The sequence below is a fragment of the Paenibacillus litoralis genome (assembly GCF_046244365.1).
Taxonomy (GTDB): domain Bacteria; phylum Bacillota; class Bacilli; order Paenibacillales; family NBRC-103111; genus Paenibacillus_V.
In genome coordinates this window covers 3805251-3819885 of the sequence record NZ_CP176395.1, presented here as the reverse complement: position 1 = coordinate 3819885, position 14635 = coordinate 3805251, and the positions used below count along the sequence as shown (strand labels likewise).

9 protein-coding genes are annotated in these 14635 nt (G+C 54.8%); 1 reads left to right on the top strand and 8 read right to left on the bottom strand.

The genetic code is table 11. The annotated features are described in order from the left end of the window. Positions 1-21: 21 nt before the first annotated feature. From ACKGJP_RS15420 to ACKGJP_RS15385, 8 genes are all read right to left on the bottom strand, one after another. The gene (locus ACKGJP_RS15420) at positions 22-2115 is read right to left on the bottom strand and encodes a YIP1 family protein (protein ID WP_409346505.1); all 2094 of its coding nucleotides are present in this window, start codon (positions 2113-2115) and stop codon (positions 22-24) included. An 89-nt stretch (positions 2116-2204) separates the two neighbouring features. After that, entirely contained in the window at positions 2205-3074 is an 870-nt protein-coding gene (locus ACKGJP_RS15415; protein WP_409346504.1) for a carbohydrate ABC transporter permease, read from the bottom strand. Positions 3075-3079: 5 nt separating this feature from the next. Next, entirely contained in the window at positions 3080-4036 is a 957-nt protein-coding gene (locus ACKGJP_RS15410; protein ID WP_409346503.1) for a carbohydrate ABC transporter permease, read from the bottom strand. 116 nt (positions 4037-4152) lie between these two features. Then, positions 4153-7074, bottom strand: coding sequence for an extracellular solute-binding protein (locus tag ACKGJP_RS15405; protein ID WP_409346502.1), 2922 nt, complete (start codon positions 7072-7074; stop codon positions 4153-4155). A 111-nt stretch (positions 7075-7185) separates the two neighbouring features. After that, a complete protein-coding gene (locus tag ACKGJP_RS15400; protein ID WP_409346501.1) occupies positions 7186-8508 on the bottom strand; it encodes an ABC transporter substrate-binding protein in 1323 nt (440 codons plus the stop codon). 411 nt (positions 8509-8919) lie between these two features. Continuing rightward, positions 8920-10365, bottom strand: coding sequence for a response regulator (locus ACKGJP_RS15395; protein WP_409346500.1), 1446 nt, complete (start codon positions 10363-10365; stop codon positions 8920-8922). Continuing rightward, a complete protein-coding gene (locus ACKGJP_RS15390) occupies positions 10358-12148 on the bottom strand; it encodes a sensor histidine kinase (RefSeq protein WP_409346499.1) in 1791 nt (596 codons plus the stop codon). The genes ACKGJP_RS15395 and ACKGJP_RS15390 overlap by 8 nt, the downstream gene beginning before the upstream one ends. A 342-nt stretch (positions 12149-12490) precedes the next feature. After that, complete coding sequence (locus ACKGJP_RS15385; protein ID WP_409346498.1) at positions 12491-13315, bottom strand: alkaline phosphatase family protein; 825 nt, start codon at positions 13313-13315, stop codon at positions 12491-12493. Between the two features lie 320 nt (positions 13316-13635). On the opposite strand from ACKGJP_RS15385, the gene ACKGJP_RS15380 reads away from it, so the two are divergent. Next, positions 13636-14619 carry a metallophosphoesterase family protein gene (locus ACKGJP_RS15380; protein ID WP_409346497.1) on the top strand — a complete coding sequence of 328 codons (984 nt, stop codon included), beginning with the start codon at positions 13636-13638 and terminating at the stop codon, positions 14617-14619. The last annotated feature ends 16 nt before the right edge of the window (positions 14620-14635 follow it).

The window sequence follows — 14635 nt, the reverse complement described above, 5'->3', positions numbered from 1 at the left end:
GCAGGGCGCCCCGTCGTTCCTCTAGAATCGGATCGAAAGCTCCCGGTATACGGAATATAAGAACACGTACATTTGCTGCAGTAAACTGAAGCACAGCAGTCCGAGGAAAATCACGAACGCCATGACCACGAGCGTAAGCAGCATCGTAACGATCGTCTTGCCGATCGAATATTGATGAACCGTCATGATGCCGACAAACAGCAGCCAGATGAACCATAGGTAGGCAATGGAATCGAGCAAATAATAAAACGCGCTCTCCTCCTGCGTGATCACATTGCTGAACGCGATTTGCGGGATAAAAATAAGGATCAGCGGCAGCATCGCGTAGCCGGTGGCCATCACGATGTCGCGGAACTTCCCTTCTCCGTCCATCAGCGTCGTCAGCGACCAATTCGATACGCACCAGAGCAGGAACGGCAGCACGATAAACTTGAGCTCGTCGACGCTGTTAAGCTCGTTCAGCTTGTTGAAATTGACGACGAAGCCCGAGTATTGTCGCTTCATAATCATCGTGACAACCAGCAGGAGAACGATCAGCAGCGCGATGCCGACCTTGCCTTTATTCTCGTATTTCAGCTCCCAGAAGCCGTTAAACGGACGGAGAATCGTTTGGAAGGGAGCCTTCCAGACCACGGTATCGACGTAAAAACGGGACTCTGCACGGCGCTTCAGCCAAAAACGGATAGCAGCGAATACCGCAATGACGGCGAGAAGCGACGTCATGATCGTTCCGAAATGGTCCCAAACGACCTCTTTCCGATACCGCTTGAACGCTTCCGAGTAATAGGTGCGGTTGCTGCCATTCTCGAAATGCGCCATCGCCGTTTTATTGTCGTCGCGTTTCATCAGCGTCTTTCCGAGTCCGATATACGCGATGTCGAAATTGGCGTTCAGCTTGAGCACTTCCTCCCATGCCTTGGCCGATTCCGACTCTTTCCCCGCATCCTGGGCTTTGACCGCTTCCCGGATGAGCTTGCCGTATCGCGTCGGCTCGAATACCGTCAGCCGGTTCAAGCCGCTGTCCAGCACCGCCATCTTCTCGCCCGCCATGCCGATGGCCGTGGGCTTCTTGAATTGATTGTCCGTCATCCCGGCACCGCCGAATTGATACAGCAGATCGCCGTCGCGATTGTACGTAAAGATGCGGTTTCGCTGCGAATCCAGGCCGCTGTACATGCCGCTTACATCGGACACCACGTCGATGAAGACGGAGCCCCCTTGGTTTTCCAGCTCTGCGCCTTGCTTGGTTGCGTCGACCTGAATGGCCGATATATCGCCGATAGGCGGAAAATACCCTTCTCTGCGCAGCACGTCCTCGCCGCCCGGATTCACGCGTTTGATCGGCTTGGAGGCGTTCACCTCGGAGGAAGTCGCGTAGATGAAACCGCGTTCGTCCAAATCCAGATTGCTGAACTCGACAGGCAGGAACAGCATCATTTGCTTGGTTTGCTCCCGCGTGGAGATGCGCTTCCAGAGCAGGTCCGCCGGACTGAATCGGACTTTGTTCGTCCCGACGTAGCCCCGGAAATTGCCGTCGCCGTCGAATTCCAATATCCCCTCGAACGCGCCTCTAGCCGCGACGTACATCCGCTGCGCCTTATCCACGCTCAGCTTAAGCGGGATGTATTGGAAGTCCTGCGGAATGATGCTTGATTTGGGCGCGCCGAAGGAGCGGATGAAGGTGCCGTCGCTCTTCAGAAGGACGATGCGCCCGTTAAAGGTATCGGCGATGTAAAGTCGGCTGCTCCCGTCGACGTACACGCCGTATGGCTTGTTGAACGTTTCCTTCTTGCCGCCGTTTTCGAAAGAATCGATAACGCGGCGCAGCGAGCCGTTCTCGTCCGTGACGACGATCCGGTTGTTCTCCGTATCGGCGATATAGATGCCGCCGTCCGGTCCGATCGCCAAATCCTGAGGCGCGTTCAGTTCGCCGATGCCCAGCTGCTGCCCGTATATCACCTTGCCCGCCGTATAAGGGAACGGTGCGGGCTCCGGTTCGCCCCAGAACGAATAGTTATACCCGCTGTCAGGCGCGGCGGCGGCAACGGGCGACACCGCACCAAGCGCAAGCATGAACAACGCGAGGAGTACGATCGTAATCTTTTTGCCGCTCAATTCTGTTCTCCCCCCTCTATTTCATTCAGTAAACCCTGCAACTTCGCCGAAAAACCGTTCTACTCGCAAGAATCTTTTGCGGAGTCCGCTTAATCTTTCAAGCCCGATGTGGACATCGTCTCGATTACATTGCTTTGCGTCAGGATAAACACCGTAATCGGCACCGCCATCATCATGAGCGCCGCAGCCGCCGTCGGACCGAACATGACGAAGCCGCCGCCAAGCAGCTGCCCGAACACGGCATCCATCGTCTTCAACTGTTCGCTGTACACGAAGGTGGAGTTGCCGCCTCCGCCGCTCCACAGCCCCTTGAAGGAGAAGATGATGAGCGTCAGCCAGGCGGGTCTTACGATCGGCATGACGATTTGCCAGAAAATGCGGTACTCGCTGGCTCCGTCGATTTTGGCCGCTTCGACGAGTGAGTCGGGAATCTGCTCCATGAACTGCTTCATCAGAAACAGGCCGAGCGACGCGCCGAATGCAGGCAGGATGAGCGAGCCGTACGAGTTAAGCAGTCCAAGCCAAGTAATCGTCATATAGTTAGGCACCGACGTAACCTCGGTAGCAAACATGAGCGAGAAGATGATCATCGCAAACAGCACGTTTTTACCCGGGATATCATGCTTCGCAAGGGGATACGCGGCAGCCGATGCCAGAATGACATGCCCGGCCGTGCCCAGAAACGTGACGAAAAACGTATTGAACAGGTACCGGGAAAACGGTACCCACGAATTCGCGAATACGCGGGTCAAATCGTAAAAATTATCGATCGTCGGATTCCGCACGATGAATGTCGGCGGGAACAGGAACATCTCGTCGAGCGGCTTGAGCGCCGTGCTGATCATATAAAGGATCGGCACCGCCATGAAGCAGCCCGCACAGCCGAGAAACAGAAACAAGGCGAAGTCGACGGGCATGGAGCGGTTCACTCTCTTTTGTCTGCGCAAACTGATTCTCATGACCGCTAATCCCCCACTTTCCTGAGCAGCTTCTGAACCACCATATTGGAGCCGAGCATGAGTACGAACAGCACGGTCGCAATCGCGCTCGCATATCCCATCTCAAACCGGATCGCCCCGTAATCGTGCAAGTGATTCACGATCGTGTGCGCCGCATACTGCGGACTCGGAAAGCCGACCATGTTCGTCGTCACATCCGCCACCGCGAACGAGCCCGTTATTTGCATGACCGCTCCGAACATCAGCTGCGGCCGCATAGACGGCAGCGTAATGTACCACAGCTCCTGCCAGCGGTTCCGCACGCCGTCGATCGCCCCCGCCTCGATTAGGGTGCGGTCCATGCTCTGCAGGCCCGCGATAAAGGCGAGAAACGCGGTGCCGAGGCTCAGCCATAGCTGAACGAGCATGATGATGGCGAGCATGTATTTCGGATCCTGCAGCCATTGGATCGGCTCCAGAATAAAGCCCCATTTGATCAAAAAGGCATTGATATAGCCGTAGGAATCGCCCGAGAACGCAACCTGCCAAATCAAGTAGGCGTTTCCCGCGATTGAGGGCGCGTAGAACAGAAGCGTCACGACCGCACGAATTTTAGGCGACAGCTCGTTGATCAGCCATGCCAGAAAGAAACAGGCCATATAGCTGATCGGCCCCGTAACGACGGCGAACAGCAGCGTATTTTTGACTGCGATCAAGAACACCTCGTCTTTGATGAATAAGCGGGCGTAATTTTCCCACCCGACCCATTTAGGCGCCTCGAGCATGTTGAAATAGGTGAAGCTGAGCCCGAACGCGAGCAGCACCGGGAACGCCGTAAAAATGAAGAAAATGAGGAAGTACGGGGCCATTAGCGCATATCCGTGCTTGTGCTTCTTCATGCGTCCGGCGAGTTCCGAAAGCCGGCCTCGTCTCGGCGCTTGCGGGAGCGCGGCCTGCGCCGGCAGGCCCGCTTCTATGTTCACAGGCTTTGAAATCGGAATCTCCCCCTCTCTATCCTGTAAGTTCGATGATCCTTCGATCGTTACGGCAGCCGCCGAAAGCGTCGCCGATGACTACCGATTTGCCGCGTCTGCGGCGATTAGTTCGGCAAGCCGAACTCCTTGCGTTTCGTAACGATTTCGTCGTCGATAAACCGGACATATTTGTCGATGGACTCGCGCGGGTCATCGCCTGAGATGACTACGCTCCGGAAAGCGTTGTCGAGATGCCTTCCCGTAAAATAACCGCCCGCGACCTGCGGAATGCCTCTAACCCAATCCAGCTGTTCCCGGAGTACCTTGTAATCCTGAACCGGCCAAGGGATTTGGCTCAGCGCCCCGACATTGGCCGCCGCGTACCGCCCTGCGGGACCGAAAATCGATTCCATCTCACGGCCGAATCTGGCTTGAATATCGTCGCCGCTCCACCATTGCAGGAACTCCCATGCCGCTTCTTTGTCTTTGCTGCTCTTCAGCATAATCGTGGCGCTTCCCGCTCCCGGCACTTCGCGCCGGATCGAGCCGTCGGGCTTTGCCGTACCGGGCACGAATGAAAAGCTCCATAGTCCTTTGAGCTCCGGCGCGATTGCGCTGATGATGTTATAGTTCGTATAATCCGCTATGCCGATCGGCATCTCGCCGATGCGGAACCGGTTAATGAAATCCGTCGTAAGCGACAGCTTGTAATTGGAGTACAGGTCGGTCCATTCCTGGAACGCCTTGACCGACGTTTCGGAATCGAGCGCGCTGGCTTTGCCCCCGTCCTTGTAGAGCTCCCCGTTATCCTGCAGCAGCATGGTGGCGAACGTCGTATTGACCGGCAGCTGCGATGCCGCCTGGACGTTCGTTCCGAGTTTGACAAGCACCTGGATCGGGAAACCGAACTCCAGATTCTGTTTCTGAAGCTCCGGGATCATCGCATAGACGTCGTCCCAAGTTTTGGGAACGCTCAGCTTCAACTCGTCAAGAATGTCCTTGCGGTAAAACAAGACGGGAAAATATTGCTCCGTCGGGATACCGTATACGCCGCCGTTAAATTCGTAAGGAACGAACGAAGAAGCGAGAAACCGTTTCTTCACGTCCGCGAAGCCCTTAAACTTGGACAATTCCTCCGAAGCGTTGCGCAGCGCGTAGTTGACCGGCGTGTCCTCGCCGACGGTAAAGGCGATATCCGGTCCTTTTCCGGCAAGAACCGCACGCTGCAGGACATCCGCGCTGACCACTCGAAGATCGACCGCTATGCCCGAATTCGGCATGAAAGTCTCCTCGATCATCGACTTAACGACCTGCGCTTGCCGCAGTCCGTTCGTGACCCACACCTGAATGACGCGGTTGCTTTTGGACGATGAGCCGAGCGCATTGTAATCCGTGAAGAACGAGATGAAAAAGGCGGCGACCTGATGCTTGATCGATTGAAACCATGTCGCATCCGGACGCTGCAGCTTCGTTTCCGGCGATGACGCCGTCAAATAATCGATCTGCAGCGGCGAGAAAATTCCCGAGAAGATCCAATCGCCCAGCGAGCTTATATTCGTTTTGAACGATTCCATCCGCTTCGGGATCGTCTCCGGTCTGTCGGTCATATCGTTCAGCTGGTAAACGAGCCGGTTCAGCGTAGCCGTCCGGTCGCTCTTGCCTCCCGTCAACCGTTCGATCTCCGATGCAACCCTCCCGAGCGCGTCCGATTGTTTGCGGAAGGAGTCCAGCATTTCGGGAATTTTCAGCTCGAGCTGATAGTCGCGGTATTCGTCCGGCGTCGAACCGGTTACCATGACGATGCGGCGGTAGATGCCGTTCAAATCCAGGATGCTCGATTCGACCGTACGCATGAGAACCGCCATGTCGCCGAGGGAAACCTCCAGCTTGAGCTCGTGCTTTCCCTTCGTCAAATAAAACAGGTAAGGCTTATCCCCGTCCCCGAGCGTCTTCATGCTCCAATCCGTACCGAAATCGAACGGAATGCTCTTCATCTCCTGGAACGGCACCTTGCCGTCAATCCACAGCTTGCGGTATGACGTTACTCCCCTTTGAAAGCTTTGGTTGTACTTGATGCCGAGCTTGTAAAGGCCGTCCTCCGGCACTTCGAGCTCCCATGTGATCGATTTGCCCGGTTCGCTCCAGCTATTGCCGCCGATCGTGTTGTACCGGATTTTGGAGACGTGGTACGGTTCCGTGGCGGGGCTGGAACGGTCCGACCTCGGGTAGAGCTCCGCGCTGGATTTGAAAGCCGCCGCTTCGCCTTGGACTTTGACCAAAGCGTCCTTTGCCGGCTTATAGCCGTTCTTCTCGTACTGGAGGGCGACATCCTTATAGGACGGAATGCTTTCCGTTTGATACAGCTTTATATGTTCAATCACCATCGGTTCCCTGACGGAAACAAGCGAAATGACGTGTTTTCCACTGGAAAAATAAAACGAATACGGCTCGTCGTAGCGCCCTTCCGCGTTCTCGAGCGGCACGTCCTGCCACACCGGGCTTTCGATTTGCGGCGTATACATGTCGTTCCCGTTCTCGTCACGTTTGATTTCATGCTTGTCTTTCCAATTGCGGCGAAAAACCAGATGCTTCGCTTCGGAAAAAGGATTTTTGCCGTCGATCAACAGCTCTCTGTCGATATCTCCGCCCTTGCCCTGCACCGGAAAATAACGGACGCCAAGGTTATACAGGCCAGGCTCCTTCACGTCCACCTCCCAGTGGATCGTTCCCGATTCCTCGGTTCGGACCGCCTTCCCCTCCGAGCCTTCAAACCGGTCCAGCACCGTCACGCTCATGCCTTCCGCTCCGGAATACGATTCGCCGCGTATGACTACCGGGGCGGACGGCCGCAGACTCTCTTTATGCTGGGCGGCGTACTGGTCATAGCTGTCCTTGACGGAAGACCCCAGCGTAAATTCGCCCTTCGCGGACGTTTCCTGTGCGGCATGCGCATAAGGCGAAGCCGGGTACGGAACGGGCAGCGAGCCCGCCAGCGAGACGACAAGCAAGACGGCGAGCGCCATGCGGATTTTCGATTGGTGCTTCACAATAGGCCCCCCCTAAAACGTTTCGTCAGAAAAAAGTACTCCGAATCAAAAGCAATACCCCAAATGATCGCGTATACGCATTTGGGGTATTGCGATTACGGGTGCACGCCGTTACTTTTTGAGCGAGACGTCGATTGCGGCCTGGGCCATCGGCTTCACTCTCGCCATTTCGCTGGCAGGCGTTCCTTTACCGGCCATTACGTTCTTGACGGCTTCCTCGTAAACGTCTTTAAAGCCCGGATAGGAGGTATAATTCACGAGCTGGATTTTATCCAGCATTTTGCGGAAGGTCGCCATATTTTCCTTCGTTTTGAAGTTGGCTTCCTCTTTTTGCATTTTGATCGCATAGCCTTTTTCTACGTCGAATTCATAAAGCTCCAGCCATGCCGTCAGAACGTCCTTCGCGTTTTTGACCGCTTTCGGAATGAACCATTGGTTCATTTTTTGGTAAGGAACGATATAGTCTTTGGCTTTCGGACCTTTCGGATAGAACACATAACCCCAGTCATCCTTCAAGCTTTGCGCATAGCTGCCCGCATCCCACCGGTAGCCGTAGGTGAACGCCGACTTCCCGCCTCCGAACTGGTCTTTGCCGACTACCTTGTGAACGTTGTACAGATCCGAAACGAATTGCAGTGCTTCAAGCGCGTTCGGGCTGTCGAAGGCGACCTTATTGTCTTTGTTGACGGCAGCGTCGTTCGAATACATCAGGAACGTCGCGTTCTCCACCGGATAGTCCGCCAGACAGTTCACGTCGTCTTTGTTGACCGCTTTACAAATTTTCAGGAAATTGTCCCAGTTCCATTCGCCTTTTTCCTGCAGCTCGTACGGATCGGGCATACCGGCCTTTTGAACCAGCGTTTTGTTGTAGTACATCCCGTTGGATTCCGTGTACGGAAGCGTTACGCCGTATTGCTTGCCGTTATATTTGCCTTGATTCATCGTGACTTTGTTATTGGCAAGGCGAGGATCCTTCAGATCGATCAGATCGTCGATACTGCGGATGTAGCCGTCCTCGACCAGTTTCGGGAACGTCCAGTTTACTTCGAGCATCATGATGTCGGCGAACGGTTCGCCGGCAACGGACGAAGTAATGAGACGCGACGCCATTTCGGCATTCGGCACCGTTACGTATTCGATCTTCGTGTTATACTTCTCTTCCACCTTGCGTTGCCGTTCCTTCTCCTCCGGCGAAAGCTCGTTTTGCATCCCCCACCATTGCCCGATGCGGAGCGGCTTCCCTTTAAAGTCGATCTTGGCGTTCGCAGCCGGCGAGGCCGATGGCGAAGCCGACGCCGAAGGTGCCGCCGACGCGCTTGGCGCGGTCGACGCCGAAGGACTAGGCGAGCTCGAGTTCGTTTTGCCGGACGAACAGCCGACGATCGACGCCGTCAGTACGGCAGCCAGCGATAAGGACATCCATTTGCTTTTCATTCGATTACCCCCGCACATTAGTTTGTCATTACGGAAATCATTCGTTTACTCGTTTCTGTGGATATGCCCCCCTTAATCGGACGCGGAATGGGCCGCCGGAACCTGACGTTTGCCCGTCGTTCCTCTTGCTGCCTGCAAGCCGCGCCGCAAATGAAAAGATACCGCTTTCATTTCGCGTCTTTCCTGAGGTCATCGGGTACAATTCCACTATAAGGCAGCCGATGAGGGTTCCAGTATAAAGGAAACAAATACATTTTCGTACATAAAACCATCATAAAACAACAAATCCAACATAAAACAACTACTTTTTCTCCATATGACTTCTGTGATTCGTCCATATGCTTCACATAAATACGCTGTGGTATCGGTAAAAAAAAGCAGAACGCGCCCGACGGCTCGTCTGCCTTCTTCCTATTGCTTGGATAAGTCCGATTGTTTGCTGCGGAATTGTGTGGGAGTTTGTCCGGTAAGCTTCTTAAACGTTCTTGTAAAGTAAAAATAATCCGGGTAACCCGATATCTCGGCAATCTCGCCGATCATCATGTTCGTTCTTTCCAGAAGCTCGCAGGCATAGGCGATTCGCTGCTTGGCGATATAGGCCGTAAACGGCTCCCCCACTTCCCGCTTAAATAGCTGGCTCAAATAGCCCGGATTGATATAAAATTTCTGCGACAGCTCCTGTATGGACAGATCCTCGCGGAAATGCTCATTGACATATTGGAAAAGCGACTTGAAGGTTTCGTTGCTCGTCTCCTCGGAGCTGAATTCCGCGCCGCTGCGGAAGCTCCGGATCGTCAGACTCTCCAGATAAGCGATCATATCCTGAACGGTGCCGAACGTCTCGATCAGCAGCTCGCTGCTGTACAATAGATTGTCCCCCTGCTCATACCCGAGCCGGTACAGGAAAGACATCATCATGTTGTAGACGTGCAGAGCTTGCCTGATTGTCAGCTCGCCTTGCCGGAACATCGCGCCGATCGCTTCGAAATGACGGTTCACCGCCGATATTTCTTTGTTTCTTATCGCGGCGTCGATTTTCTTAATGGCCTCGTTCAGAGCCGCCTGCTGAACCGATTGCGCGAAAAAGACGCCGGGCCCCCCGCTGATGAAATAATGATCCGCCAATTGGCTGGCCGACAAGACGGCGCTGTTGACGGCGGCCAGCCCGACAAACGGCTCGCTGACGCCGATCCCTCTGAGCGGGGTACCGAGCTGCCGCTCCAGCTCGGCGACGAGCGCCTTTTCCGTGCCGGTCTTGACGACGTACAGCATCTTTATTTTGCCGATCCGGATGGCAAGCGCCCCTTCGGGAGAAACGATCGGCGGCTGGCTGCTGCCCGCCGCAACGATCGCCGTCAGCTCCGACGTATCCGCGTCTCCGGCGATGCCGCATTTCGCCAGCTCCTGCTTGAGACGCAGCCTGTTTTCTTCGCTTTGCTCCTCCAGAAGCTGAATCAATGCCAAATCGGACGTCTGCCTGGAGGCGTCCAGCTGCTTCTTCAGCTTTTTGAGCACGCTTAAAATTTCGTCCTCGTCGTAAGGCTTTAAGCAGTAGGCCACCGCGCCGTAATTCAGCGCTTTCTGCGCATAGGCGAACTCGGCATAGCCGCTCACGACGATGAAACGGATCGCTTGCCGCAGCTCTCCTCCTCGTTTGATGACCTCGAGACCGGTCATTCCCGGCATCCGAATATCGACGAAGACGACATCCGGCATTTCGCGGCGTATAAACTCAAGCGCTTCGGACCCGTTCTCGGCTTGGCCCGTCACTTCAAAGCCGTTGGCTTCCCACTCGACGCTCGCCTTCAGGCTTTCAATGACCCAGCTTTCGTCATCCACAATCAACACTTTATACATGGCCGTTCCTCCTAGCCGGTAGTTTCAACACGATTCGCGTCCCGATTCCAAGCGTGCTTTCCACCTCCAGCCCGAAATTTCCGCCATAGGTCAGCCTGATTCGGTTATTGACGTTCGCAAGTCCGATGCTCGTAAACTGCTGGTTGCCTTCCTGATCGACCGCATTCGGCTTGGATAGAATGCCGCGCACTCGCGCAAGCCGGTCCGGCTCAATGCCGAGACCGTTGTCTTCGACGCTGATGATAAGCTCCCCGCTTTCGCCGAGACAGCTTGCGATCGTCAGCGTGCCCAAATTCTCGTTTGGCTCGAGGCCATGGAACACGGCGTTCTCCACGATCGGCTGCACGAGCATTTTCGGGATTTGGCAATCCAACGTTTCCTCCGCAAGCTCATAGCGCACCTGAAAACGGCCGGCAAAACGGAGCTGTTGAATTTGCACATACGATTCGATGATACCGAACTCCGTTTTGAGCGTAACCGTATCTTCGCCCTTGACGCTGTATCGGAAAATTTGACCGAGCGCCTTGGCGATTTCTCTGATTTCCGGCACCTTCTTCACCGCGGCCATTCCTTTGATCACTTCCAGCGTATTGTACAGAAAATGCGGATTGATCTGGCTTCGCAGGAAAGCCAGCTCCGATTTTTGCTTCTCCAGCTCGGCCCCGTACAGCATCGCGTTCGTCTCCAACAGCTGATGCGTCAGGTTGTCGATTTTGTCCATCATGCCGTTGAACTCGTTCGACATGACCGTAATTTCCACATAGCCCTGCAGCTCGATCCGGTTCTTAAGCTTGTCCAGATGCCCGTGCTTGACGGCGCTCATGTAGGCCATCAGTTTTTTTAACGGCAGCAAAATATTGTTGATCACGAGCATAAACAAGATCAGCATGATAACCGCGCCTATCAGGAACACGATCAGCTCCGTTTTGCGGATTTTGGATATATCGCGATGGAGTTCCTTCTCCGGCACCATACTTACGATCGAGCCATTGATTTCAGGCAGGCTTTCCGTTTGCAGCACATAGTTAACGCCATTAACCGTCGTTTTGCGCTGCTCGCCCGGTTCACTCTCGGCGCCGCCGATATTCAGCGTAAGGCCGACCTGCGAAGGATCGCTGCTGGACATGACCTTATTTTCCTTGTCGATTAAATAGGACTGCGTATTGATTTGCTTGGATATCGTACCGGACTCGCCGATGAGCGCCTTCGGGTCTACGACGAAAAACAGCGTGCCGATTACGGTATTAAACCTCTCGCCGGATTGAAAATATTTGATTTTCATGCCGATCAGCACGCCGTTCTCGCTTTGGTAAGCGCTTCCGAAGTTTTGGAGACCGAAATAGTGGATCGAATCCTTCGCCGTAATCGATTTGCTGTACTGCGCCGTCAGCTTTTTGCCGCCCGCAATGTCCAGCCATCGCCCGTTTTCGCCATAGATGATGATGTCGAGAATGCCGTCCTTCAGCGAACGCATATTGATAAACAAGCTGCTCAACCGTTTGGACAGCGTGTAGCTCTGCACGACATCCTCTTCGGTCAGAAAGTTCTGAACATCCTGATGAAAAGCGACGTTCGACATCAACCGGTCGATGACGTCCTTGTTCGCGTGCACCGTCTGCTTGATTTGGGCGATCATCTCCTGCGTGTACTGTTTGTTTTTGGCGTTGATGATGCCTGAAATTTGCACATAGGTAATGAAAATGATGAACAGCATGACGCAAGCAATCGATACCGCGATGAACGACAGCTGCGACCGGATCGACAGCCGGCGGTAGTAGGCCATTTTCATTCCCCCGTCAACCTGATGGCAGTAAGCCCCGATTCGATTCGTTCAATGATGACATATTCGTAGCAATGGGATCAAGTTAAGAATTCGTCAAGCCACGGAGAAATCCCTTTTTTGACAAAAGACCGAATGCCAGGTCAGCTTAACGTACGGATAGCCAGAAGGTTCGCGGCGAATGTTTAATGGGGCGGCCGATGCAAAGACGAATGCAGGCAAAAAAAAAGGGAGCGTCTCAACTGTCGCCAGTTCGCGCTCCGCTTTTCTCATGCACTGTCCGTCCCTCGGGACCCCTGTTGCCCGCCGTTACAGAGAGACGGACTCCGCCCTTCGGCAATCGCTCTAAGCCGTGAAAAGCCCTTCGGGCACCTTGCCCTCCCACTCGGCCGGCGCCTCAAGACCAAGCGCATATGCGACGACCGCGGCCGTATCCTTGATCGTAATACCGCTTGGCAGCTTCGTCCCCGGTGCGATACCAGGACCGTAGCAGCCCCAGAAAATCGTCATGTCGAGCGGATCTGCGCTGCCGTGCGAGCGAGGCTTCCCGTCCCCGCCGCCGCCGTGGTCCGTCGTCACGAGGATGAGACTGTCTTCCATAAGCCCCGCTTCTTCGACGGCTTGGAGTACCGTGCCGATATGGCCGTCGCATTCGGTGATCGAGTCCAGGTGTCCTTCCTCGCCGTAGCCGAATTTATGTCCCGCTCCGTCTACGTGATCGAACTGCATGTACAGCACCTTCACATCCGGATTCGCCCGTATATAATCGGCCGCTTGCTCGGCAAGCTCCGGTACCGAAACCGAAACCGCATGAAAGCTGCAGGATTCTTCGATGATGCCGCGGTTGATCGGCGACCATTCGCTGAATGCGGCCAGCTTGCAATCCGGCCAAGCCTGGCGCGCCAGCTTCATGAATGAAGGATACGGTGAATCCTCCGGGAATGCCTGGGCGGCAGCGATCTCGTTCGTCAGCTTATGCTTCTCCGGATTTACGCCGTGGAACATCGCTCCCCAGCATTCCGCGCTGATCGACGGGTAAACGGTTTGCGCCTCGAACGTTAGCGCTCCTTTCTCGAAAAGCTTGCGAATGTTCGGTATGTCGGTATTCTTGGCAAATTGTCCAGCCCCGTCGATGCCGAGTACTAAAACACGGTTTATACGGCTCATCATCATCATCATCATCCCTTATCGGTTAGTTCATGGCTTCCTACCTCTAATCTTAATGGAATCGACCAAAGTGTCAACACAAAAAAAGATATTCCAACACATAACACATTATTTCATCATTTTCCGTTGTCAGCGAGCGGTTACGGCGTTACAATGCAAAGTAAAGGCAAGCCCAATACATGGACGAAATTCCGGCACGATCGGTCTTAGCCCGTAAAAAACAGCGAAATTAGGAACGGACAACCGGAAGTCCCTGCAGGTCTATCAGGGGCACCGGCCGAATCTGCGATTCCGCTGCAAAAACCATGTTGGAGGGAACAACGATGGCACAACCTCTTCGCTTTCGTGAAGACGGCAGCTTTACGATCGTACAATTTTCGGATGTCGAATGGATCGACGAATTCGATTACGATCCGGAATCGCCTCAGCTCGACGCCTGCACCAGACAGACTATGGAACGGATCATGGAGCTCGAAAAGCCCGACCTCGTCGTATTCGCCGGCGACGTCATCGCCAGCGAGCGGACGAAAGATCCGCTGAAATCGTTCTTGCACGCGGTTGCGGCCGTAGAAGAAAAGGGCATTCCGTGGGCAGCCGTATTCGGCAACCACGACTCGGAAGGCAGCGTAACCCGCAAGCAGATGCACGAGGCGCAGCTGAGCCATCCGTTCAACGTAGCCCTGCCCGACCCCGACGGTGTAAGCGGCGCCGGCAATTTCGCATTGCCCGTACTGAACCGACGGGGTGACGCAGCGGCTTCTCTCTATTTTCTCGACAGCGGAGACTACGCGCAGCCGGCGTTCAAGATCGGAGGCTATGACTGGATACGCCGCGATCAGATCGACTGGTACGTATCCCGGTCGCGCGAATGGACGAACCGCAACGGCGGCGTACCGCTGCCGTCGCTCGCCTTCTTCCATATTCCGCTGCCCGAGTACAACGACGTTTGGGATTTTCATGTATGCCACGGGCATCGGCTCGATGGAACTTGCGCATCCCCCCGCGTCAATTCCGGCTTGTTTACGGCAATGGCCGAAATGGGAGACGTGATGGGCACGTTCGTCGGTCACGACCATGCGAACGACTTTTGCGGCACGCTGCACGGCATTAAGCTATGCTACGGACGCGCTACGAAATATGTCAGTTATGTCGATGGAAAGAGGAGCGATCATTTCCCTACGGGAGCTCGCGTCATTCGGCTGACGGAAGGCGAGCGTAGCTTCGAGACGTGGATTCGCGAGCATGACGGCACGCTCGTTGCCGAGCAGCCGGAGCACCGTCCCGAGGGGCGGACGGCGAACGTCTGATCGTTTCCCTCTTGCG

Excerpts from the sequence above, each read along its gene's own strand:
- ACKGJP_RS15415 (WP_409346504.1), bottom strand. The coding sequence starts at position 3,074 with ATGAGAATCAGTTTGCGCAGACAAAAGAGAGTGAACCGCTCCATGCCC.
- ACKGJP_RS15400 (WP_409346501.1), bottom strand. The coding sequence starts at position 8,508 with ATGAAAAGCAAATGGATGTCCTTATCGCTGGCTGCCGTACTGACGGCG.
- ACKGJP_RS15395 (WP_409346500.1), bottom strand. The coding sequence starts at position 10,365 with ATGTATAAAGTGTTGATTGTGGATGACGAAAGCTGGGTCATTGAAAGC.
- ACKGJP_RS15390 (WP_409346499.1), bottom strand. The coding sequence starts at position 12,148 with ATGGCCTACTACCGCCGGCTGTCGATCCGGTCGCAGCTGTCGTTCATC.
- ACKGJP_RS15385 (WP_409346498.1), bottom strand. The coding sequence starts at position 13,315 with ATGATGAGCCGTATAAACCGTGTTTTAGTACTCGGCATCGACGGGGCT.
- ACKGJP_RS15380 (WP_409346497.1), top strand. The coding sequence starts at position 13,636 with ATGGCACAACCTCTTCGCTTTCGTGAAGACGGCAGCTTTACGATCGTA.